At 51.5% G+C, this 23,135-nt stretch carries 12 protein-coding genes, 6 tRNA genes, 3 rRNA genes and 1 pseudogene; 20 read left to right on the top strand and 2 right to left on the bottom strand.

Annotated features, from left to right (window positions below; genetic code table 11):
• Positions 1-180 precede the first annotated feature (180 nt).
• From IB196_RS21215 to birA, 7 genes are all read left to right on the top strand, one after another.
• Positions 181-1,722: ribosomal RNA gene (locus IB196_RS21215) — 16S ribosomal RNA — on the top strand.
• 71 nt (positions 1,723-1,793) lie between these two features.
• Positions 1,794-1,870, top strand: a tRNA-Ile gene (locus tag IB196_RS21210).
• Positions 1,871-1,975: 105 nt separating this feature from the next.
• Positions 1,976-2,051: transfer RNA gene (locus tag IB196_RS21205), tRNA-Ala, on the top strand.
• A 208-nt stretch (positions 2,052-2,259) separates the two neighbouring features.
• Positions 2,260-5,166: ribosomal RNA gene (locus IB196_RS21200) — 23S ribosomal RNA — on the top strand.
• 94 nt (positions 5,167-5,260) lie between these two features.
• Positions 5,261-5,376, top strand: a 5S ribosomal RNA gene (gene rrf, locus IB196_RS21195).
• The 16S, 23S and 5S rRNA genes sit together here with 2 tRNA genes alongside, the layout of an rRNA operon.
• 177 nt (positions 5,377-5,553) lie before the next feature.
• Positions 5,554-6,582: a UDP-N-acetylmuramate dehydrogenase gene (murB, locus tag IB196_RS21190; protein WP_040232294.1), complete on the top strand. Its 1,029-nt coding sequence runs from the start codon at positions 5,554-5,556 to the stop codon at positions 6,580-6,582.
• Positions 6,579-7,541: a bifunctional biotin--[acetyl-CoA-carboxylase] ligase/biotin operon repressor BirA gene (gene birA / locus IB196_RS21185; protein ID WP_188232195.1), complete on the top strand. Its 963-nt coding sequence runs from the start codon at positions 6,579-6,581 to the stop codon at positions 7,539-7,541. The genes murB and birA overlap by 4 nt, the downstream gene beginning before the upstream one ends.
• A gap of 32 nt (positions 7,542-7,573) precedes the next feature.
• Here birA and coaA read toward each other — a convergent pair whose 3' ends face one another.
• Together coaA and IB196_RS21175 are read right to left on the bottom strand one after the other, a co-directional pair.
• A complete protein-coding gene (gene coaA / locus IB196_RS21180; protein ID WP_040232296.1) occupies positions 7,574-8,524 on the bottom strand; it encodes a type I pantothenate kinase in 951 nt (316 codons plus the stop codon).
• Positions 8,525-8,826: 302 nt separating this feature from the next.
• Positions 8,827-8,895 (bottom strand): annotated as a pseudogene (locus IB196_RS21175) (hypothetical protein); the annotation flags it as partial.
• Positions 8,896-8,914: 19 nt separating this feature from the next.
• Here IB196_RS21175 and IB196_RS21170 point away from each other — a divergent pair.
• From IB196_RS21170 to rpoC, 13 genes are all read left to right on the top strand, one after another.
• Positions 8,915-8,990: transfer RNA gene (locus tag IB196_RS21170), tRNA-Thr, on the top strand.
• An 8-nt stretch (positions 8,991-8,998) separates the two neighbouring features.
• Positions 8,999-9,083: transfer RNA gene (locus IB196_RS21165), tRNA-Tyr, on the top strand.
• Positions 9,084-9,198: 115 nt separating this feature from the next.
• A tRNA-Gly gene (locus tag IB196_RS21160) sits at positions 9,199-9,273 on the top strand.
• Positions 9,274-9,278: 5 nt separating this feature from the next.
• A tRNA-Thr gene (locus IB196_RS21155) sits at positions 9,279-9,354 on the top strand.
• A gap of 118 nt (positions 9,355-9,472) precedes the next feature.
• Positions 9,473-10,657 carry an elongation factor Tu gene (tuf, locus tag IB196_RS21150; RefSeq protein WP_003031109.1) on the top strand — a complete coding sequence of 395 codons (1,185 nt, stop codon included), beginning with the start codon at positions 9,473-9,475 and terminating at the stop codon, positions 10,655-10,657.
• A 229-nt stretch (positions 10,658-10,886) separates the two neighbouring features.
• A complete protein-coding gene (gene secE / locus IB196_RS21145) occupies positions 10,887-11,270 on the top strand; it encodes a preprotein translocase subunit SecE (protein ID WP_003033128.1) in 384 nt (127 codons plus the stop codon).
• Position 11,271: 1 nt separating this feature from the next.
• Complete coding sequence (nusG, locus tag IB196_RS21140) at positions 11,272-11,817, top strand: transcription termination/antitermination protein NusG (RefSeq protein ID WP_003033125.1); 546 nt, start codon at positions 11,272-11,274, stop codon at positions 11,815-11,817.
• Between the two features lie 155 nt (positions 11,818-11,972).
• Positions 11,973-12,401 (top strand): 50S ribosomal protein L11, encoded by a 429-nt coding sequence (gene rplK, locus IB196_RS21135; RefSeq protein ID WP_003033122.1) that lies wholly within the window; start codon positions 11,973-11,975, stop codon positions 12,399-12,401.
• Between the two features lie 3 nt (positions 12,402-12,404).
• Positions 12,405-13,112 (top strand): 50S ribosomal protein L1, encoded by a 708-nt coding sequence (gene rplA, locus IB196_RS21130; protein WP_005132897.1) that lies wholly within the window; start codon positions 12,405-12,407, stop codon positions 13,110-13,112.
• 414 nt (positions 13,113-13,526) lie between these two features.
• Positions 13,527-14,024 (top strand): 50S ribosomal protein L10, encoded by a 498-nt coding sequence (gene rplJ, locus IB196_RS21125; RefSeq protein WP_005132895.1) that lies wholly within the window; start codon positions 13,527-13,529, stop codon positions 14,022-14,024.
• Positions 14,025-14,090: 66 nt separating this feature from the next.
• A complete protein-coding gene (gene rplL, locus IB196_RS21120) occupies positions 14,091-14,456 on the top strand; it encodes a 50S ribosomal protein L7/L12 (protein WP_000028882.1) in 366 nt (121 codons plus the stop codon).
• Positions 14,457-14,776: 320 nt separating this feature from the next.
• Positions 14,777-18,805: a DNA-directed RNA polymerase subunit beta gene (gene rpoB / locus IB196_RS21115; RefSeq protein ID WP_003033111.1), complete on the top strand. Its 4,029-nt coding sequence runs from the start codon at positions 14,777-14,779 to the stop codon at positions 18,803-18,805.
• A 76-nt stretch (positions 18,806-18,881) separates the two neighbouring features.
• On the top strand, positions 18,882-23,105 hold the full coding sequence (gene rpoC, locus IB196_RS21110) for a DNA-directed RNA polymerase subunit beta' (protein WP_005132891.1): 4,224 nt from the start codon (positions 18,882-18,884) through the stop codon (positions 23,103-23,105).
• The last annotated feature ends 30 nt before the right edge of the window (positions 23,106-23,135 follow it).

The raw sequence follows: 23,135 nt of genomic DNA, 5'->3' as shown, positions 1-23,135 counted from the left end.
TTATGCACACCCCGCGCCGCTGAGAAAAGCGAAGCGGCACTGCTCTTTAACAATTTATCAGACAATCTGTGTGGGCACTCGAAGATACGGATTCTTAACGTCGCAAGACGAAAAATGAATACCAAGTCTCTGAGTGAACACGTAATTCATTACGAAGTTTAATTCACGAGCATCAAACTTAAATTGAAGAGTTTGATCATGGCTCAGATTGAACGCTGGCGGCAGGCCTAACACATGCAAGTCGAACGGTAGCACAGAGGAGCTTGCTCCTTGGGTGACGAGTGGCGGACGGGTGAGTAATGTCTGGGAAACTGCCCGATGGAGGGGGATAACTACTGGAAACGGTAGCTAATACCGCATAACGTCGCAAGACCAAAGAGGGGGACCTTCGGGCCTCTTGCCATCGGATGTGCCCAGATGGGATTAGCTAGTAGGTGGGGTAACGGCTCACCTAGGCGACGATCCCTAGCTGGTCTGAGAGGATGACCAGCCACACTGGAACTGAGACACGGTCCAGACTCCTACGGGAGGCAGCAGTGGGGAATATTGCACAATGGGCGCAAGCCTGATGCAGCCATGCCGCGTGTATGAAGAAGGCCTTCGGGTTGTAAAGTACTTTCAGCGAGGAGGAAGGCGTTGTGGTTAATAACCGCAACGATTGACGTTACTCGCAGAAGAAGCACCGGCTAACTCCGTGCCAGCAGCCGCGGTAATACGGAGGGTGCAAGCGTTAATCGGAATTACTGGGCGTAAAGCGCACGCAGGCGGTCTGTCAAGTCGGATGTGAAATCCCCGGGCTCAACCTGGGAACTGCATCCGAAACTGGCAGGCTAGAGTCTTGTAGAGGGGGGTAGAATTCCAGGTGTAGCGGTGAAATGCGTAGAGATCTGGAGGAATACCGGTGGCGAAGGCGGCCCCCTGGACAAAGACTGACGCTCAGGTGCGAAAGCGTGGGGAGCAAACAGGATTAGATACCCTGGTAGTCCACGCCGTAAACGATGTCGACTTGGAGGTTGTGCCCTTGAGGCGTGGCTTCCGGAGCTAACGCGTTAAGTCGACCGCCTGGGGAGTACGGCCGCAAGGTTAAAACTCAAATGAATTGACGGGGGCCCGCACAAGCGGTGGAGCATGTGGTTTAATTCGATGCAACGCGAAGAACCTTACCTACTCTTGACATCCACGGAATTTAGCAGAGATGCTTTAGTGCCTTCGGGAACCGTGAGACAGGTGCTGCATGGCTGTCGTCAGCTCGTGTTGTGAAATGTTGGGTTAAGTCCCGCAACGAGCGCAACCCTTATCCTTTGTTGCCAGCGGTTCGGCCGGGAACTCAAAGGAGACTGCCAGTGATAAACTGGAGGAAGGTGGGGATGACGTCAAGTCATCATGGCCCTTACGAGTAGGGCTACACACGTGCTACAATGGCATATACAAAGAGAAGCGACCTCGCGAGAGCAAGCGGACCTCATAAAGTATGTCGTAGTCCGGATTGGAGTCTGCAACTCGACTCCATGAAGTCGGAATCGCTAGTAATCGTGGATCAGAATGCCACGGTGAATACGTTCCCGGGCCTTGTACACACCGCCCGTCACACCATGGGAGTGGGTTGCAAAAGAAGTAGGTAGCTTAACCTTCGGGAGGGCGCTTACCACTTTGTGATTCATGACTGGGGTGAAGTCGTAACAAGGTAACCGTAGGGGAACCTGCGGTTGGATCACCTCCTTACCTTAAAGAAGCGTTCTTTGTAGTGCTCACACAGATTGTCTGATGAAAATTAGCAGTAAGAAAATCTCTGCAGGCTTGTAGCTCAGGTGGTTAGAGCGCACCCCTGATAAGGGTGAGGTCGGTGGTTCAAGTCCACTCAGGCCTACCAAATTCTTTCTGATACCGCGTTGTGAAACGACTCGCATACTTCAGTATGCTTCGCCGCTCCACGCCTTGTCTCAGCAAGAATTAAGGTGAATGAGATAACTACGATGGGGCTATAGCTCAGCTGGGAGAGCGCCTGCTTTGCACGCAGGAGGTCTGCGGTTCGATCCCGCATAGCTCCACCATCTTTACTGCAACAATACAAGAAAACTTCAGAGTGTACCTGAAAAGGTTCACTGCGAAGTTTTGCTCTTTAAAAATCTGGATCAAGCTGAAAATTGAAACGACACACTGTTTCATTTCTCCGTAATAAGAAATGAAAAGCGGTGTGTTCGAGTCTCTCAAATTTTTGCAAGTCGATGATGAATCGAAAGAAACATCTTCGGGTTGTGAGGTTAAGCGACTAAGCGTACACGGTGGATGCCCTGGCAGTCAGAGGCGATGAAGGACGTGCTAATCTGCGATAAGCGTCGGTAAGGTGATATGAACCGTTATAACCGGCGATTTCCGAATGGGGAAACCCAGTGTGATTCGTCACACTATCATTACGTGAATACATAGCGTAATGAAGCGAACCGGGGGAACTGAAACATCTAAGTACCCCGAGGAAAAGAAATCAACCGAGATTCCCCCAGTAGCGGCGAGCGAACGGGGAGCAGCCCAGAGTCTGAATCAGCTTGTGTGTTAGTGGAACGGTCTGGAAAGTCCGACGGTACAGGGTGATAGTCCCGTACACCAAAATGCACAGGTTGTGAACTCGAAGAGTAGGGCGGGACACGTGGTATCCTGTCTGAATATGGGGGGACCATCCTCCAAGGCTAAATACTCCTGACTGACCGATAGTGAACCAGTACCGTGAGGGAAAGGCGAAAAGAACCCCGGCGAGGGGAGTGAAAAAGAACCTGAAACCGTGTACGTACAAGCAGTGGGAGCCTCTTAATGGGGTGACTGCGTACCTTTTGTATAATGGGTCAGCGACTTATATTCTGTAGCAAGGTTAACCGCATAGGGGAGCCGAAGGGAAACCGAGTCTTAACTGGGCGTTAAGTTGCAGGGTATAGACCCGAAACCCGGTGATCTAGCCATGGGCAGGTTGAAGGTTGGGTAACACTAACTGGAGGACCGAACCGACTAATGTTGAAAAATTAGCGGATGACTTGTGGCTGGGGGTGAAAGGCCAATCAAACCGGGAGATAGCTGGTTCTCCCCGAAAGCTATTTAGGTAGCGCCTCGTGAATTCATCTTCGGGGGTAGAGCACTGTTTCGGCTAGGGGGTCATCCCGACTTACCAACCCGATGCAAACTGCGAATACCGAAGAATGTTATCACGGGAGACACACGGCGGGTGCTAACGTCCGTCGTGAAGAGGGAAACAACCCAGACCGCCAGCTAAGGTCCCAAAGTCACAGTTAAGTGGGAAACGATGTGGGAAGGCACAGACAGCCAGGATGTTGGCTTAGAAGCAGCCATCATTTAAAGAAAGCGTAATAGCTCACTGGTCGAGTCGGCCTGCGCGGAAGATGTAACGGGGCTAAACTGTGCACCGAAGCTGCGGCAGCGACACTATGTGTTGTTGGGTAGGGGAGCGTTCTGTAAGCCGTTGAAGGTGTGTCGTGAGGCATGCTGGAGGTATCAGAAGTGCGAATGCTGACATAAGTAACGATAATGCGGGTGAAAAACCCGCACGCCGGAAGACCAAGGGTTCCTGTCCAACGTTAATCGGGGCAGGGTGAGTCGACCCCTAAGGCGAGGCCGAAAGGCGTAGTCGATGGGAAACAGGTTAATATTCCTGTACTTGGTGTTACTGCGAAGGGGGGACGGAGAAGGCTATGTTAGCCGGGCGACGGTTGTCCCGGTTTAAGCATGTAGGCGGAGGTTCCAGGTAAATCCGGTACCTTTTTAACGCTGAGGTGTGATGACGAGGCACTACGGTGCTGAAGTAACAAATGCCCTGCTTCCAGGAAAAGCCTCTAAGCATCAGGTAACACGAAATCGTACCCCAAACCGACACAGGTGGTCAGGTAGAGAATACCAAGGCGCTTGAGAGAACTCGGGTGAAGGAACTAGGCAAAATGGTGCCGTAACTTCGGGAGAAGGCACGCTGATATGTAGGTGAAGTGATTTACTCATGGAGCTGAAATCAGTCGAAGATACCAGCTGGCTGCAACTGTTTATTAAAAACACAGCACTGTGCAAACACGAAAGTGGACGTATACGGTGTGACGCCTGCCCGGTGCCGGAAGGTTAATTGATGGGGTTATCCGTAAGGAGAAGCTCTTGATCGAAGCCCCGGTAAACGGCGGCCGTAACTATAACGGTCCTAAGGTAGCGAAATTCCTTGTCGGGTAAGTTCCGACCTGCACGAATGGCGTAATGATGGCCAGGCTGTCTCCACCCGAGACTCAGTGAAATTGAACTCGCTGTGAAGATGCAGTGTACCCGCGGCAAGACGGAAAGACCCCGTGAACCTTTACTATAGCTTGACACTGAACACTGGTCCTTGATGTGTAGGATAGGTGGGAGGCTTTGAAGTGTGGACGCCAGTCTGCATGGAGCCAACCTTGAAATACCACCCTTTAATGGCTGGTGTTCTAACGTGGGCCCGTAATCCGGGTTGCGGACAGTGTCTGGTGGGTAGTTTGACTGGGGCGGTCTCCTCCTAAAGAGTAACGGAGGAGCACGAAGGTTAGCTAATCCTGGTCGGACATCAGGAGGTTAGTGCAAAGGCATAAGCTAGCTTGACTGCGAGAGTGACGGCTCGAGCAGGTGCGAAAGCAGGTCTTAGTGATCCGGTGGTTCTGAATGGAAGGGCCATCGCTCAACGGATAAAAGGTACTCCGGGGATAACAGGCTGATACCGCCCAAGAGTTCATATCGACGGCGGTGTTTGGCACCTCGATGTCGGCTCATCACATCCTGGGGCTGAAGTAGGTCCCAAGGGTATGGCTGTTCGCCATTTAAAGTGGTACGCGAGCTGGGTTTAGAACGTCGTGAGACAGTTCGGTCCCTATCTGCCGTGGGCGCTGGAGAATTGAGGGGGGCTGCTCCTAGTACGAGAGGACCGGAGTGGACGCATCACTGGTGTTCGGGTTGTCATGCCAATGGCATTGCCCGGTAGCTAAATGCGGAAGAGATAAGTGCTGAAAGCATCTAAGCACGAAACTTGCCCCGAGATGAGTTCTCCCTGAGACTGTAAGTCTCCTGAAGGAACGTTGAAGACGACGACGTTGATAGGTCGGGTGTGTAAGTGTAGCGATACATTGAGCTAACCGATACTAATGAACCGTGAGGCTTAACCTTACAACGCCGAAGATGTTTTGGCGGAATTGAGACGATTTTCAGCCTGATTACAGATGACATCGACATGCCAGGGCGTGTTGATAAACAGAATTTGCCTGGCGGCTGTAGCGCGGTGGTCCCACCTGACCCCATGCCGAACTCAGAAGTGAAACGCCGTAGCGCCGATGGTAGTGTGGGGTCTCCCCATGCGAGAGTAGGGAACTGCCAGGCATTAATTAAAGTGAAGAAGCCCATCCTGCCGGATGGGCTTTTTTGCGTCTGTGCGAAAATGCCGGATGCGGCGCAGCGTGTGCCATCGGGTGCAAAGCAACCCCACGCTTCCATAAAACAAGCCATCCTGTGGCATATGCGGTAAACTAAGCGCGATTTTGCATCAGGAAAGCGTCTATGAATCACTCCCTTAAAGCCTGGAACACCTTCGGCATTGACCAGTCTGCCAACGAGATTGTTTGTGCTGAAAATGAGCAACAACTATTGAGCGCCTGGCAAGCTGCCAATGTATTAAACCATCCGGTACTGATTCTGGGTGAGGGGAGTAACGTCCTGTTTCTTGATACCTTCCATGGCACGGTGATCGTCAACCGTATCAAAGGTATAGAGGTTACAGAGAAGCCTGACGCGTGGTATCTACACGTTGGGGCTGGTGAGAACTGGCATCATCTGGTACAGCATACATTGCAGCTTGGCATGCCTGGACTGGAAAATCTGGCGCTTATTCCCGGCTGTGTTGGCTCATCGCCAATCCAGAACATTGGTGCTTATGGTGTAGAGCTGCAGCGCGTCTGCGAATACGTAGACTGCGTAGAGCTTTCGACCGGCAAACATCTGCGTGTTAACGCCACAGAATGTCGATTTGGTTACCGTGACAGCATCTTCAAGCATGAGTACCAGGATCGTTTCGCGATTGTAGCCGTTGGTCTGCGCTTGCCTAAACAGTGGCAGCCCGTTTTGACTTACGGCGACCTGACGCGTCTGGATCCTGCAACCGTGACACCTCAGCAGGTTTTTGACTCTGTTTGCCATATGCGCACCACAAAATTGCCCGACCCAAAAGTACAGGGCAACGCGGGGAGCTTCTTTAAAAATCCGGTTGTCAGCGCTGATATTGCACAGGAACTTCTGGCTAAATTTCCGACTGCGCCTCATTACCCGCAGGCTGACGGCTCTGTAAAACTGGCTGCTGGCTGGCTCATCGATCAATGCCAGCTTAAAGGCATGCGTATTGGTGGCGCAGCAGTACATCAACAACAAGCACTGGTACTGATCAATGCGGGTAATGCGACGAGCCAGGATGTCGTGCAACTTGCACATCATGTACGACATAAAGTGGGTGAGAAGTTTAATGTCTGGCTTGAGCCAGAGGTTAGATTCATGGGCCCGCAGGGTGAAGTGAATGCTGTGGAGATCATCGCATGAAGGATAATACCGTCCCCCTGACGCTCATCTCATTATTGGCTGATGGCGAATTCCATTCAGGTGAGCAACTCGGTGAAAAACTGGGAATGAGTCGTGCAGCGATCAACAAACACATCCAGACGCTACGCGACTGGGGCGTTGATGTATTTACTATTCCAGGTAAAGGCTACAGCTTACCAGAGCCCATCCAGCTCTTAGACTCATCCGTTATTTATTCTCAGCTGGGCGGCGGGAACATCACTGTTCTACCCGTAATCGATTCAACCAACCAGTATCTGCTGGATCGAATTGGTCAACTGGAGTCAGGAGATGCCTGCGTCGCCGAATATCAGCAGGCCGGGCGTGGTCGCCGTGGACGTAAATGGTTCTCTCCCTTTGGCGCTAACCTGTATCTCTCTATGTTCTGGCGCCTGGAGCAGGGCCCGGCAGCGGCGATTGGCCTGAGCCTGGTGATTGGTATTGTCATGGCCGAGGTATTACGCGATCTGGGTGCGGATAAAGTACGTGTTAAATGGCCGAACGATCTCTATTTGCTCGACCGTAAGCTGGCAGGGATCCTGGTAGAACTCACCGGTAAGACGGGTGATGCCGCGCAGATTGTTATTGGTGCAGGTATTAACATGTCCATGCGTCGAGTTGAAGAGAATGTGGTTAATCAAGGCTGGATTAATCTACAGGAAGCAGGGATTAACATTGACCGCAATACTCTGGCAGCACGGCTGATCCGCGAGCTTCGTGCTGCACTGATACTATTTGAGCAAGAGGGGTTAGTGCCTTATTTATCACGCTGGAAGGCACTTGATAACTTTATCAATCGCCCGGTTAAACTCATTATTGGTGATAAAGAAATATTTGGCATATCACGAGGAATAGATGCGCAAGGTGCATTACTGCTTGAGCAGAATGGTGAGATAAAGCCATGGATGGGTGGGGAAATATCGCTTAGAAGCGCTGAATAATAAGAAGAAGGGGAGCATTGGCTCCCCTTTTTTTATTTTCTTAACCTGACTTGTTCAACGGCATGATTGGCACTCTTGGTCATAATCAAGCTGGCCCGCTCACGCGTTGGTAGTATGTTCTGCTTTAAATTCAACCAATTAATCTCTTTCCAGAGCGACATTGCAGTATTGATTGCCTCATCTTCGGACAATTTAGCATAGTTATGGAAATAAGAGTCTGGGTTGGTGAATGCCCCTTCGCGGAATTTCAGGAAACGGTTGATATACCATGTTTGCAGTAATTCCTCTGGCGCATCAACGTAAATAGAAAAATCGACAAAGTCAGAAACAAATACATGATGCGGGTCGTGGGGGTAGTCCATTCCGCTTTGTAATACATTGAGCCCCTCGAGAATCAATATATCCGGCTGGGCAACCGTTTTGTCACCATCAGGGATTACATCATAGATAAGATGAGAATAGACCGGTGCCGTAACGTTGGGGACGCCAGACTTCAGATCGGAAACGAATTTAACCAGACGGTGCATATCATAGGACTGAGGAAAGCCTTTCTTCTTCATGAGTCCACGTTCTTTCAACACCTGGTTAGGATGAAGAAAACCATCTGTTGTAATCAGCTCAACCTTACGATGCTCGGGCCAACGACTCAGTAACGCCTGCAACACGCGCGCAGTCGTACTTTTACCGACAGCGACGCTGCCAGCAATGCTAATGATATAAGGAATACGCTCGCCGTTGGTGCCTAAAAATTGCTCCAGCACAGCCTGACGCCGCAGGTTCGAACTGATGTAAAAATTTAGCAAACGCGATAGAGGCAAATAAATCTCAGCAACTTCTTCCAGCGATAAGTCTTCGTTAATGCCTTTCAGACGAGCAATCTCTTCCTCGGTCAGGGTCATCGGCACTGAATCACGAAGCGCAGCCCACTGGTTGCGATCAAACTGTAGGTAAGGCGACGTTAACGCTTGCTCTTTTATACTCATACGCATGGTCTGGCTGTCATTGCTATATCAGGTCAGTGATAAAAAACGAAATCATCCCCGGCACGCAATGGCACGCACATTTCAGTTAATTTGGACAATGGGCAGGAGGGTAACACCAGATGAGGGGGAATAATAAGAAAAAATCGTCCCCTGAAAAGCATTGTGACGAGTATTCCAGATGTATAAAGATGTGCTTTCTCTCTGTCTGGACGTGAATAACGGAGCAAAACCCTCTCCGGTTATAACGCCCAACGTTGGAAATTTGTGCAATTCAGATAAGAAATAGATTATTTATCGGACGTATAGTGCAAAATGTGAGCGGAAGAACATTTTATGCAATTTTTTAGTTGCATGAGCACGCAGGTATCCATAAAATGCGCGCTACTTGATGCCGACTTAGCTCAGTAGGTAGAGCAACTGACTTGTAATCAGTAGGTCACCAGTTCGATTCCGGTAGTCGGCACCATCAAGTCCGGTGGGGTTCCCGAGCGGCCAAAGGGAGCAGACTGTAAATCTGCCGTCACAGACTTCGAAGGTTCGAATCCTTCCCCCACCACCACTTTCTGGCAGCGTTATCGCCGCCTGAGTTGGTTAAAAAATTTAATCAGCTCGAACATAAAAGAGAGAAATCTCTTTTTTGTTACAGAAAGAACTGGGTAGCCGAGTTTCAGGATGCGGGCATCGTATAATGGCTATTACCTCAGCCTTCCAAGCTGATGATGCGGGTTCGATTCCCGCTGCCCGCTCCAGACGTGCTGATATGGCTCAGTTGGTAGAGCGCACCCTTGGTAAGGGTGAGGTCCCCAGTTCGACTCTGGGTATCAGCACCACTTCACTTCTCCTTCCCGTTTCTCTCTGTTTACTTTTAAAAGCATTCAACAGCTCAGGTATATTGCCTGGTTGATGTGGTGATATCACCGATTTATCCGTGTCTTAGAGGGACAATCGATGTCTAAAGAAAAATTTGAACGTACTAAACCGCACGTTAACGTCGGTACTATCGGCCACGTTGACCATGGTAAAACAACGCTGACCGCTGCAATCACTACCGTTCTGGCTAAAACCTACGGCGGTGCTGCTCGCGCATTCGACCAGATCGATAACGCGCCGGAAGAAAAAGCACGTGGTATCACCATCAACACTTCTCACGTTGAATATGACACCCCGACTCGCCACTACGCGCACGTAGACTGCCCGGGCCACGCCGACTATGTTAAAAACATGATCACCGGTGCTGCGCAGATGGACGGCGCGATCCTGGTTGTTGCTGCGACTGACGGCCCGATGCCGCAGACTCGTGAGCACATCCTGCTGGGTCGTCAGGTAGGCGTTCCGTACATCATCGTGTTCCTGAACAAATGCGACATGGTTGATGACGAAGAGCTGCTGGAACTGGTAGAAATGGAAGTTCGTGAACTTCTGTCTCAGTACGATTTCCCGGGCGATGACACGCCGATCGTTCGTGGTTCTGCTCTGAAAGCGCTGGAAGGCGAAGCAGAGTGGGAAGCGAAAATCATCGAACTGGCTGGCTTCCTGGATTCTTACATCCCGGAACCAGAACGTGCTATCGATAAGCCGTTCCTGCTGCCAATCGAAGACGTATTCTCCATCTCCGGTCGTGGTACCGTTGTTACCGGTCGTGTAGAACGCGGTATCATCAAAGTTGGTGAAGAAGTTGAAATCGTTGGTATCAAAGAGACTGCCAAGTCTACCTGTACTGGCGTTGAAATGTTCCGCAAACTGCTGGACGAAGGCCGTGCTGGTGAGAACGTTGGTGTTCTGCTGCGTGGTATCAAACGTGAAGAAATCGAACGTGGTCAGGTACTGGCGAAGCCGGGCTCTATCAAGCCGCACACCAAGTTCGAATCTGAAGTGTACATTCTGTCCAAAGACGAAGGCGGCCGTCATACTCCGTTCTTCAAAGGCTACCGTCCGCAGTTCTACTTCCGTACTACTGACGTGACTGGTACCATCGAACTGCCGGAAGGCGTAGAGATGGTAATGCCGGGCGACAACATCAAAATGGTTGTTACCCTGATCCACCCGATCGCGATGGATGACGGTCTGCGTTTCGCAATCCGTGAAGGCGGTCGTACCGTTGGCGCGGGCGTTGTTGCCAAAGTAATGAGCTAATTGCCGATAACATTTGACGCAATGCGCAATAAAAGGGCATCATTTGATGCCCTTTTTGCACGCTTTCACACCAGAACCTGGCTCATCAGTGATTTTTTTTGTCATAATCATTGCTGAGACAGGCTCTGAAGAGGGCGTTTAGTCCGAAACGCACCAGAGCATTTCGGTTTGGATCGCCTCGCTTACGCGGGGTGAAAATGTTTGTAGAATACTTCTGACAGGTTGGTTTATGAGTGCGAATACCGAAGCTCAAGGAAGCGGGCGCGGCCTGGAAGCGATGAAGTGGGTTGTTGTCGCTGTATTGCTGCTTGTAGCTATCGTTGGCAACTACCTCTATCGTGACATGATGCTGCCGCTGCGTGCGCTGGCCGTAGTGATTCTGATTGCCGCAGCGGGTGGTGTCGCGCTGTTGACTACAAAAGGTAAAGCGACCGTTGCTTTTGCCCGTGAAGCGAGAACCGAAGTCCGTAAGGTCATTTGGCCAACTCGCCAGGAAACGCTGCACACCACGCTGATCGTTGCTGCGGTCACTGCGGTAATGTCACTGATCCTGTGGGGACTGGATGGTATTCTGGTTCGCCTGGTATCCTTTATCACTGGCCTGAGGTTCTAAGATGTCTGAAGCCCCTAAAAAGCGCTGGTACGTCGTTCAGGCGTTTTCCGGTTTTGAAGGCCGCGTAGCGACCTCGCTGCGTGAGTATATCAAGTTACAAAATATGGAAGAGCTGTTTGGTGAAGTCATGGTGCCGACCGAAGAAGTGGTCGAAATCCGTGGCGGCCAGCGTCGCAAGAGCGAGCGTAAATTCTTCCCGGGCTATGTACTGGTCCAGATGGTAATGAATGATGCAAGCTGGCACCTGGTGCGCAGCGTGCCGCGTGTGATGGGCTTTATCGGCGGTACATCTGACCGTCCGGCACCTATCAGCGACAAAGAAGTTGATGCGATCATGAACCGCCTGCAGCAGGTTGGTGATAAGCCACGTCCGAAAACGATGTTTGAGCCAGGTGAAATGGTTCGTGTTAGCGACGGTCCGTTCGCTGACTTTAACGGTGTGGTTGAAGAAGTGGACTACGAGAAGTCTCGTCTGAAAGTTTCCGTATCTATCTTCGGTCGTGCGACTCCGGTTGAACTGGACTTCGCTCAGGTTGAAAAAGCCTAATACGCCGATCAAAAAAGCGACGATTTAATCGTTGCACAAGGCGCGAGATTGGAATACAATTTCGCGCCTTTTGTTTTTATGGATTCTATCCGTAAAACGAATTTAATCACGGGGAGCCTCCTTGAGGCGCTATAACCCAATCAGAGGAATTTAGAATGGCTAAGAAAGTCCAAGCCTATGTCAAGCTGCAGGTTGCAGCTGGTATGGCTAACCCGAGTCCGCCGGTAGGTCCAGCACTGGGTCAACAAGGCGTGAACATCATGGAATTCTGCAAAGCGTTCAACGCTAAGACTGATTCCATGGAAAAAGGTCTGCCGATCCCGGTTGTTATCACCGTTTACGCTGACCGTTCTTTCACTTTCGTTACCAAAACGCCTCCGGCAGCAGTTCTGCTGAAGAAAGCGGCTGGTATCAAGTCTGGTTCCGGCAAGCCGAACAAAGACAAAGTGGGTAAAATTTCCCGCGCTCAGCTGCAGGAAATCGCGCAGACCAAAGCTGCCGACATGACTGGTTCCGACATTGAAGCGATGACTCGCTCCATTGAAGGTACTGCACGTTCCATGGGCCTGGTAGTGGAGGACTAAGAAATGGCTAAACTGACCAAGCGCATGTCCGTGATCCGTGACAAAGTTGATGCTACTAAACAGTACGACATCAACGAAGCTATCGCTCTGCTGAAAGAGCTGGCCACTGCTAAATTCGTAGAAAGCGTGGACGTTGCCGTTAACCTCGGCATCGATGCACGTAAATCTGACCAGAACGTACGTGGTGCAACTGTACTGCCGCACGGTACTGGCCGTTCCGTTCGCGTAGCCGTATTTACCCAGGGCGCAAACGCTGAAGCTGCTAAAGCTGCAGGCGCTGAGCTGGTAGGTATGGAAGATCTGGCTGACCAGATCAAAAAAGGCGAAATGAACTTTGACGTTGTTATTGCTTCCCCGGATGCAATGCGCGTTGTTGGCCAGCTGGGTCAGGTTCTGGGTCCGCGCGGCCTGATGCCAAACCCGAAAGTTGGTACTGTAACCCCTAACGTTGCTGAAGCTGTTAAGAACGCTAAAGCAGGTCAGGTTCGTTACCGTAACGACAAAAACGGCATCATTCACACTACCATCGGTAAAGTGGATTTTGACGCTGACAAACTGAAAGAAAACCTGGAAGCTCTGCTGGTTGCGCTGAAAAAAGCTAAACCGACTCAGGCAAAAGGCGTGTACATCAAGAAAGTTAGCATCTCCACCACCATGGGTGCTGGTGTTGCCGTTGATCAGTCCGGTCTGACTGCGACTGTGGCGAACTAATATTCGCCTTTACGTGGGAGGTGATTTTGTCTACAATCTTACCCCCACGTTTCTGCTAATTGCAGACGTATATCCGAGATATTCAGGCTGTGGCAAGGCGACAACTGAGTGAATCGCCAGGAGCATAGTTAACTATGTGACTGGTGTGAACGAAGACAGTCAACGCCGGCACAGGTTGAATAGCGACAGATAGACAAGATTTGTTCGTTGGAGCCTGGCCTATCCAGGCCTCCGTCGAAGACCGCAGGTGTTTCGTCAGAAACTTAATGCCCTGCGTAGACGGTGACAGAACGCTAAGATTATTTCTGATACTCTGGCTTGTTTCTGCTCACCGTATTTAGACGCTCTCTCCGTTGGGAGGAGTGAAGTGAGTTCCGGAACATGAGTTCCGGCAAACATCCAGGAGCAAAGCTAATGGCTTTAAATCTTCAAGACAAACAAGCGATTGTTGCTGAAGTCAGCGAAGTAGCCAAAGGCGCGCTGTCTGCAGTAGTTGCGGATTCCCGTGGCGTAACTGTAGATAAAATGACTGAACTGCGTAAAGCAGGTCGTGAAGCTGGCGTATACATGCGTGTTGTTCGTAACACCCTGCTGCGCCGCGTCGTTGAAGGTACTCAGTTCGAGTGCCTGAAAGACACGTTTGTTGGTCCGACCCTGATTGCATACTCTATGGAACACCCGGGCGCTGCTGCTCGTCTGTTCAAAGAGTTCGCGAAAGCGAATGCAAAATTTGAGGTCAAAGCCGCAGCCTTTGAAGGTGAGTTGATCACGGCATCGAACATCGATCGCCTGGCAACCCTGCCGACCTACGAAGAAGCAATTGCACGCCTGATGGCAACCATGAAAGAAGCTTCGGCTGGCAAACTGGTTCGTACTCTGGCTGCTGTACGCGATGCGAAAGAAGCTGCTTAATCGCAGTTATCTTTCTCAAGCATCTGCTTACGTATAAACTTATTCTGATTTTCAGGAACAATTTAAATGTCTATCACTAAAGATCAAATCATTGAAGCAGTATCCGCTATGTCCGTAATGGACGTTGTAGAACTGATTTCTGCAATGGAAGAAAAATTCGGTGTTTCCGCTGCTGCTGCTGTAGCTGTAGCTGCTGGTCCGGCTGAAGCTGCTGAAGAAAAAACTGAATTCGACGTAATTCTGAAAGCTGCTGGCGCTAACAAAGTTGCTGTTATCAAAGCAGTACGTGGCGCAACTGGCCTGGGTCTGAAAGAAGCTAAAGACCTGGTAGAATCTGCACCGGCTGCGCTGAAAGAAGGCGTGAGCAAAGATGACGCAGAAGCACTGAAAAAATCTCTGGAAGAAGCTGGCGCTGAAGTTGAAGTTAAATAAGCCAACTTTTCTGGTTGCAGCCTAAGAAATTAGGCTGATGGCTGGTGACTTTTTAGTCACCAGCCTTTTTGCGCTGTAAGGCGCCAGTAGCATTTCACACTGTTTGACTACTGCTGTGCCTTTCAATGCTTGTTTCTATCGACGCCTTAATATACTGCGACAGAGCATCAGTTCTGTGTAAATCGCAATGAAATGGTTTAAGCGTGATAGCAACAGGCATTGCGGAAAGTATTCGATTTTCCGGTCAACAAAATAGTGTTGCACAAACTGTCCCTTCGTCGGACAGATGGGTCGACTTGTCAGCGAGCTGAGGAACCCTAATGGTTTACTCCTATACCGAGAAAAAACGTATTCGTAAGGATTTTGGTAAACGTCCACAAGTACTGGACATACCTTATCTCCTTTCTATCCAGCTTGACTCGTTTCAGAAGTTCATCGAGCAAGATCCTGAAGGGCAGTATGGTCTGGAAGCAGCTTTCCGTTCCGTTTTCCCGATTCAGAGCTATAGCGGTAATTCCGAGCTGCAATACGTCAGCTACCGCCTTGGCGAACCGGTGTTTGACGTTCAGGAATGTCAGATCCGTGGCGTGACCTATTCCGCACCGCTGCGCGTAAAACTGCGTCTGGTGATCTACGAGCGCGAAGCGCCGGAAGGCACCGTAAAAGACATTAAAGAACAAGAAGTCTACATGGGCGAAATTCCGCTCATGACTGACAACGGTACCTTTGTTATCAACGGTACTGAGCGTGTTATCGTTTCTCAGCTGCACCGTAGTCCAGGCGTCTTCTTTGACTCCGACAAAGGTAAAACCCACTCTTCGGGTAAAGTGCTGTATAACGCGCGCATCATTCCTTACCGTGGTTCCTGGCTGGACTTCGAATTCGATCCGAAGGACAACCTGTTCGTACGTATTGACCGTCGCCGTAAACTGCCTGCGACCATTATTCTGCGTGCGCTGAACTACACCACTGAGCAGATCCTTGACCTGTTCTTTGAGAAAGTTGTTTTCGAAATTCGTGACAACAAGCTGCAGATGGAACTGGTGCCGGAACGCCTGCGTGGTGAAACCGCCTCCTTTGACATCGAAGCTAACGGCAAAGTCTACGTCGAAAAAGGCCGTCGCATCACTGCGCGCCACATTCGCCAGCTGGAAAAAGACGATATCAAACATATCGAAGTTCCGGTTGAATACATTGCTGGTAAAGTTGCGGCTAAAGACTACGTTGACGAATCTACTGGCGAGCTGATCTGCGCAGCTAACATGGAGCTGAGCCTGGATCTGCTGGCTAAGCTGAGCCAGTCTGGCCACAAACGTATCGAAACGCTGTTCACTAACGATCTGGACCACGGTCCGTACATTTCTGAAACTGTACGCGTCGACCCAACCAACGATCGTCTGAGCGCGCTGGTAGAAATCTACCGCATGATGCGCCCTGGTGAGCCGCCGACTCGTGAAGCTGCTGAAAGCCTGTTTGAGAACCTGTTCTTCTCCGAAGACCGCTATGACCTGTCTGCGGTTGGTCGTATGAAGTTCAACCGTTCTCTGCTGCGCGACGAAATCGAAGGTTCCGGTATCCTGAGCAAAGACGACATCATCGAAGTGATGAAGAAGCTCATCGATATCCGTAACGGTAAAGGCGAAGTCGATGATATCGACCACCTCGGCAACCGTCGTATCCGTTCCGTAGGCGAAATGGCGGAAAACCAATTCCGCGTTGGCCTGGTACGTGTTGAGCGTGCGGTGAAAGAGCGTCTGTCTCTGGGCGATCTGGATACCCTGATGCCTCAGGACATGATCAACGCCAAGCCGATTTCCGCAGCAGTGAAAGAGTTCTTTGGTTCCAGCCAGCTGTCTCAGTTTATGGACCAGAACAACCCGCTGTCTGAGATTACGCACAAACGTCGTATCTCTGCACTCGGCCCAGGCGGTCTGACCCGTGAGCGTGCAGGCTTCGAAGTTCGAGACGTACACCCGACTCACTACGGTCGCGTATGTCCAATCGAAACGCCTGAAGGTCCGAACATCGGTCTGATCAACTCCCTGTCCGTGTATGCACAGACTAACGAATACGGCTTCCTCGAGACGCCGTACCGTAAAGTGACCGACGGTGTTGTAACTGACGAAATCCACTACCTGTCTGCTATCGAAGAAGGCAACTACGTTATCGCTCAGGCGAACTCCAACCTGGATGACGAAGGCCACTTTGTAGAAGATTTGGTTACCTGCCGTAGTAAAGGCGAATCCAGCTTGTTCAGCCGCGACCAGGTTGACTACATGGACGTATCCACCCAGCAGGTGGTATCCGTCGGTGCGTCCCTGATCCCGTTCCTGGAACACGATGACGCCAACCGTGCATTGATGGGTGCGAACATGCAACGTCAGGCGGTTCCGACTCTGCGCGCTGATAAGCCGCTGGTTGGTACCGGTATGGAACGTGCTGTTGCCGTTGACTCCGGTGTTACTGCAGTTGCTAAACGTGGTGGTACCGTTCAGTACGTGGATGCTTCCCGTATCGTTATCAAAGTTAACGAAGACGAGATGTACCCGGGCGAAGCAGGTATCGACATTTATAACCTGACTAAATACACCCGTTCTAACCAGAACACCTGTATCAACCAGATGCCTTGCGTATCTCTGGGCGAGCCGGTTGAACGTGGTGATGTGCTGGCAGACGGTCCGTCCACCGACCTCGGTGAACTGGCGCTAGGTCAGAACATGCGCGTGGCATTCATGCCATGGAACGGTTACAACTTCGAAGACTCCATCCTCGTATCCGAGCGTGTTGTCCAGGAAGACCGTTTCACCACCATCCACATTCAGGAACTGGCATGTGTGTCCCGTGACACCAAGCTGGGGCCGGAAGAGATCACCGCTGACATCCCGAACGTGGGTGAAGCTGCGCTCTCCAAACTGGATGAATCCGGTATCGTTTACATTGGTGCAGAAGTCACCGGTGGCGACATTCTGGTTGGTAAGGTAACACCGAAAGGTGAAACCCAGCTGACGCCAGAAGAGAAGCTGCTGCGTGCGATCTTCGGTGAGAAAGCGTCTGACGTTAAAGACTCTTCTCTGCGCGTGCCAAATGGTGTTTCCGGTACGATTATCGACGTTCAGGTCTTTACTCGCGATGGCGTAGAAAAAGACAAACGAGCGCTGGAAATCGAAGAGATGCAGCTGAAGCAGGCGAAAAAAGACCTGTCTGAAGAACTGCAGATCCTCGAAGCTGGCCTGTTCAGCCGTATCTACGCTGTGCTGGTTTCCGGTGGTGTTGAAGCTGAGAAGCTCGACAAACTGCCGCGCGACCGCTGGTTAGAACTCGGCCTGACCGACGAAGAAAAACAGAATCAGCTGGAACAACTGGCTGAGCAGTACGACGAACTGAAACACGAATTCGAGAAAAAACTCGAAGCGAAACGCCGTAAAATCACTCAGGGCGACGATCTGGCACCGGGCGTGCTGAAGATTGTTAAGGTTTATCTGGCGGTTAAACGTCGGATCCAGCCTGGTGATAAGATGGCAGGTCGTCACGGTAACAAGGGTGTAATCTCTAAGATCAACCCGATCGAAGATATGCCACACGATGCTAACGGTACGCCGGTAGATATCGTACTGAACCCGCTGGGCGTACCATCGCGTATGAACATCGGTCAGATCCTTGAAACCCACCTGGGTATGGCTGCAAAAGGTATCGGCGATAAGATCAACGCCATGCTGAAACAGCAGCAAGAAGTCGCGAAACTGCGCGAATTCATCCAGCGTGCTTACGATCTGGGTTCAGATGTTCGTCAGAAAGTTGACCTGAATACCTTCAGCGATGAAGAAGTTCTGCGTCTGGCTGAAAACCTGAAAAAAGGTATGCCGATCGCAACGCCGGTATTCGACGGTGCGAAAGAGTCTGAAATCAAGGAACTGTTACAGCTGGGTGGCCTGCCGACTTCCGGTCAGATCACACTGTTCGACGGTCGTACCGGTGAGCAGTTCGAGCGCCAGGTTACCGTTGGCTACATGTACATGCTGAAACTGAACCACCTGGTTGATGACAAAATGCATGCGCGTTCTACCGGTTCTTACAGCCTGGTTACTCAGCAGCCGCTGGGTGGTAAGGCGCAGTTCGGTGGTCAGCGCTTCGGGGAGATGGAAGTGTGGGCGCTGGAAGCATATGGCGCAGCATACACCCTGCAGGAAATGCTCACCGTTAAGTCTGATGACGTGAACGGTCGTACTAAGATGTATAAAAACATCGTGGACGGCAACCATCAGATGGAACCAGGCATGCCGGAATCCTTCAACGTACTGTTGAAAGAGATTCGTTCGCTGGGTATCAACATCGAGCTGGAAGACGAGTAACTCTCGATCAAACAGGTCACTGGTGCTGGCGTAACAGCCAGCGCCAGATTGTGCTAACTCCGACGGGAGCAAATCCGTGAAAGATTTATTAAAGTTTCTGAAAGCGCAGACTAAAACCGAAGAGTTTGATGCGATCAAAATTGCTCTGGCCTCGCCAGACATGATCCGTTCATGGTCTTTCGGTGAAGTTAAGAAGCCGGAAACCATCAACTACCGTACGTTCAAACCTGAACGTGACGGCCTTTTCTGCGCCCGTATCTTTGGGCCGGTAAAAGACTACGAGTGCCTGTGCGGTAAGTACAAGCGCCTGAAACACCGTGGTGTGATCTGTGAGAAGTGCGGCGTTGAAGTGACCCAGACTAAAGTACGCCGTGAGCGTATGGGCCACATCGAGCTGGCGTCTCCGACTGCGCACATCTGGTTCCTGAAATCTCTGCCGTCCCGTATCGGTTTGCTGCTTGATATGCCGCTGCGTGATATCGAACGCGTACTGTACTTCGAATCATATGTTGTTATCGAAGGCGGTATGACCAACCTGGAACGTCAACAGATCCTGACTGAAGAGCAGTATCTGGACGCGCTGGAAGAGTTCGGTGACGAATTCGACGCGAAGATGGGTGCGGAAGCAATCCAGGCCCTGCTGAAGAGCATGGATCTGGAGCAAGAGTGTGAAACTCTGCGCGAAGAGCTGAACGAAACCAACTCTGAAACCAAGCGTAAAAAGCTGACCAAGCGTATCAAACTGCTGGAAGCCTTCGTACAGTCTGGCAACAAGCCAGAGTGGATGATCCTGACCGTTCTGCCGGTTCTGCCGCCAGATTTGCGTCCGCTGGTTCCGCTGGATGGTGGTCGTTTCGCAACCTCAGATCTGAACGATCTGTATCGTCGCGTGATCAACCGTAACAACCGTCTGAAACGTCTGCTGGATCTGGCTGCGCCGGATATCATCGTACGCAACGAAAAACGTATGCTGCAGGAAGCGGTTGACGCCCTGCTGGATAACGGTCGTCGCGGTCGTGCGATCACCGGTTCTAACAAACGTCCTCTGAAATCTTTGGCTGATATGATCAAAGGTAAACAGGGTCGTTTCCGTCAGAACCTGCTCGGTAAGCGTGTTGACTACTCCGGTCGTTCTGTAATCACCGTAGGTCCATACCTGCGTCTGCATCAGTGCGGTCTGCCGAAGAAAATGGCACTGGAACTGTTCAAACCGTTCATCTACGGCAAACTGGAACTGCGTGGCCTCGCCACCACCATCAAAGCCGCGAAGAAAATGGTTGAGCGTGAAGAAGCTGTCGTTTGGGATATCCTGGACGAAGTTATCCGCGAACACCCGGTACTGCTGAACCGTGCACCAACCCTGCACCGTCTGGGTATCCAGGCATTTGAACCGGTACTGATCGAAGGTAAAGCTATCCAGCTGCACCCGCTGGTTTGTGCGGCATATAACGCCGACTTCGATGGTGACCAGATGGCTGTTCACGTACCGCTGACGCTGGAAGCCCAGCTCGAAGCGCGTGCGCTGATGATGTCTACCAACAACATCCTGTCTCCGGCGAACGGCGAACCTATCATCGTTCCGTCTCAGGACGTTGTATTGGGTCTGTACTACATGACCCGTGACTGTGTTAACGCCAAAGGCGAAGGCATGGTGCTGACTGGCCCGAAAGAAGCTGAGCGTATCTATCGCGCAGGTCTGGCCTCTCTGCATGCGCGCGTTAAAGTGCGTATCACCGAATACGAAAAAGATGAAAACGGCGAATTCGTTGCGAAAACCAGCCTGAAAGACACGACCGTTGGCCGTGCCATTCTGTGGATGATCGTACCGAAAGGTCTGCCTTTCTCCATCGTCAACCAGGCGCTGGGCAAGAAAGCTATCTCCAAAATGCTGAACACCTGTTACCGCATTCTGGGCCTGAAGCCGACCGTTATTTTTGCTGACCAGACGATGTACACTGGCTTTGCTTATGCAGCACGTTCAGGTGCATCTGTTGGTATTGATGACATGGTCATCCCAGAGAAGAAACACGAGATCATCTCTGAAGCGGAAGCTGAAGTTGCTGAGATCCAGGAGCAGTTCCAGTCTGGTCTGGTAACCGCGGGCGAACGCTATAACAAAGTTATCGATATCTGGGCTGCGGCGAACGATCGTGTATCCAAAGCGATGATGGATAACCTGCAAACCGAAACTGTTATTAACCGTGACGGCGTAGAAGAGCAGCAGGTTTCCTTCAACAGCATCTACATGATGGCCGACTCCGGTGCGCGTGGTTCTGCAGCACAGATTCGTCAGCTGGCTGGTATGCGTGGTCTGATGGCGAAGCCAGATGGCTCCATCATCGAAACGCCAATCACCGCGAACTTCCGTGAAGGTCTGAACGTACTCCAGTACTTCATCTCTACTCACGGTGCGCGTAAAGGTCTGGCGGATACCGCACTGAAAACAGCGAACTCCGGTTATCTGACTCGTCGTCTGGTTGACGTTGCGCAGGACCTGGTGGTTACTGAAGACGATTGCGGCACGCTGGAAGGCATCACCATGACCCCGGTTATCGAGGGTGGTGACGTTAAAGAGCCGCTGCGCGATCGCGTTCTGGGTCGTGTGACTGCTGAAGACGTTCTGAAGCCGGGTACGGCGGATATTCTGGTTCCACGCAACACGCTGCTGCACGAACAGTGGTGTGACCTGCTGGAAGAGAACTCCGTTGACTCCGTCAAAGTCCGTTCCGTTGTATCCTGTGACACCGACTTTGGTGTATGTGCGCACTGCTATGGTCGTGACCTGGCGCGTGGCCACATCATCAACAAAGGTGAAGCAATCGGCGTTATCGCGGCACAGTCCATCGGTGAACCGGGTACACAGCTGACGATGCGTACGTTCCACATCGGTGGTGCGGCATCTCGTGCGGCTGCTGAATCCAGCATCCAGGTGAAAAACAAAGGTAGCATCCGTCTGAGCAATGCGAAGTCGGTTGTGAACTCCAGCGGTAAACTGGTTATCACCTCACGTAACACCGAACTGAAACTGATCGACGAATTCGGCCGTACCAAAGAAAGCTATAAAGTGCCTTACGGCTCCGTTATGGCGAAGGGTGATGGCGAACAGGTTGCTGGCGGCGAAACCGTAGCGAACTGGGATCCGCACACCATGCCGGTTATCACCGAAGTGAGTGGTTTCGTCCGCTTCACTGACATGATCGACGGCCAGACCATTACTCGTCAGACCGACGAGCTGACCGGTCTGTCTTCTCTGGTGGTTCTGGATTCTGCAGAGCGTACTGCGGGTGGTAAAGACCTGCGTCCGGCACTGAAAATTGTTGATGCTCAGGGCAACGACGTTCTGATCCCAGGCACCGATATGCCGGCTCAGTACTTCCTGCCGGGTAAAGCGATTGTTCAGTTGGAAGATGGCGTACAGATCAGCTCTGGTGACACTCTGGCGCGTGTTCCGCAGGAATCCGGCGGTACCAAGGATATCACCGGTGGTCTGCCGCGCGTTGCGGACCTGTTCGAAGCACGTCGTCCGAAAGAGCCGGCTATCCTGGCAGAAATCAGCGGCATCATTTCCTTCGGTAAAGAAACTAAAGGGAAACGTCGTCTGGTTATCACCCCGGTAGACGGTAGCGAACCGTACGAAGAGATGATTCCGAAATGGCGTCAGCTCAACGTGTTCGAAGGTGAACGTGTAGAACGTGGTGACGTGGTTTCCGACGGTCCGGAAGCGCCGCACGACATCCTGCGTCTGCGTGGTGTACATGCTGTAACTCGTTACATCGTTAACGAAGTTCAGGACGTATACCGTCTGCAGGGTGTTAAGATTAACGATAAACACATCGAAGTTATCGTTCGTCAGATGCTGCGTAAAGCCACCATCGAAAATGCGGGTAGCTCCGACTTCCTCGAAGGCGAGCAGGTTGAATACTCTCGCGTCAAGATCGCTAACCGCGAGCTGGAAGCGAACGGCAAAGTGGGTGCAACATTCTCCCGCGATCTGCTGGGTATCACCAAAGCGTCTCTGGCAACCGAGTCCTTCATCTCTGCAGCATCGTTCCAGGAAACCACGCGTGTCCTGACCGAAGCCGCTGTTGCGGGTAAACGTGATGAACTGCGCGGTCTGAAAGAGAACGTCATCGTGGGTCGTCTGATCCCGGCAGGTACCGGTTACGCGTACCACCAGGATCGTATGCGCCGTCGCGCAGCGGGTGAACTGCCAGCTGCACCGCAGGTCACTGCTGAAGATGCGTCTGCCAGCCTGGCAGAACTGTTGAACGCAGGTCTGGGCGGTTCTGACAACGATTAATCGTTGCTGACCCTAATAAAAAACCCGCTT

This window comes from Citrobacter sp. C6_1, assembly GCF_014596835.2.
Lineage (GTDB): Bacteria > Pseudomonadota > Gammaproteobacteria > Enterobacterales > Enterobacteriaceae > Citrobacter > Citrobacter pasteurii.
This window is presented reverse-complemented; position numbering and strand designations above follow the sequence as displayed.

What these genes read in the sequence shown, in the direction of transcription:
- murB (WP_040232294.1), top strand. Translation starts at nt 5,554, where the DNA reads ATGAATCACTCCCTTAAAGCCTGGAACACCTTCGGCATTGACCAGTCT.
- birA (WP_188232195.1), top strand. Translation starts at nt 6,579, where the DNA reads ATGAAGGATAATACCGTCCCCCTGACGCTCATCTCATTATTGGCTGAT.
- coaA (WP_040232296.1), bottom strand. Translation starts at nt 8,524, where the DNA reads ATGAGTATAAAAGAGCAAGCGTTAACGTCGCCTTACCTACAGTTTGAT.
- tuf (WP_003031109.1), top strand. Translation starts at nt 9,473, where the DNA reads ATGTCTAAAGAAAAATTTGAACGTACTAAACCGCACGTTAACGTCGGT.
- secE (WP_003033128.1), top strand. Translation starts at nt 10,887, where the DNA reads ATGAGTGCGAATACCGAAGCTCAAGGAAGCGGGCGCGGCCTGGAAGCG.
- nusG (WP_003033125.1), top strand. Translation starts at nt 11,272, where the DNA reads ATGTCTGAAGCCCCTAAAAAGCGCTGGTACGTCGTTCAGGCGTTTTCC.
- rplK (WP_003033122.1), top strand. Translation starts at nt 11,973, where the DNA reads ATGGCTAAGAAAGTCCAAGCCTATGTCAAGCTGCAGGTTGCAGCTGGT.
- rplA (WP_005132897.1), top strand. Translation starts at nt 12,405, where the DNA reads ATGGCTAAACTGACCAAGCGCATGTCCGTGATCCGTGACAAAGTTGAT.
- rplJ (WP_005132895.1), top strand. Translation starts at nt 13,527, where the DNA reads ATGGCTTTAAATCTTCAAGACAAACAAGCGATTGTTGCTGAAGTCAGC.
- rplL (WP_000028882.1), top strand. Translation starts at nt 14,091, where the DNA reads ATGTCTATCACTAAAGATCAAATCATTGAAGCAGTATCCGCTATGTCC.
- rpoB (WP_003033111.1), top strand. Translation starts at nt 14,777, where the DNA reads ATGGTTTACTCCTATACCGAGAAAAAACGTATTCGTAAGGATTTTGGT.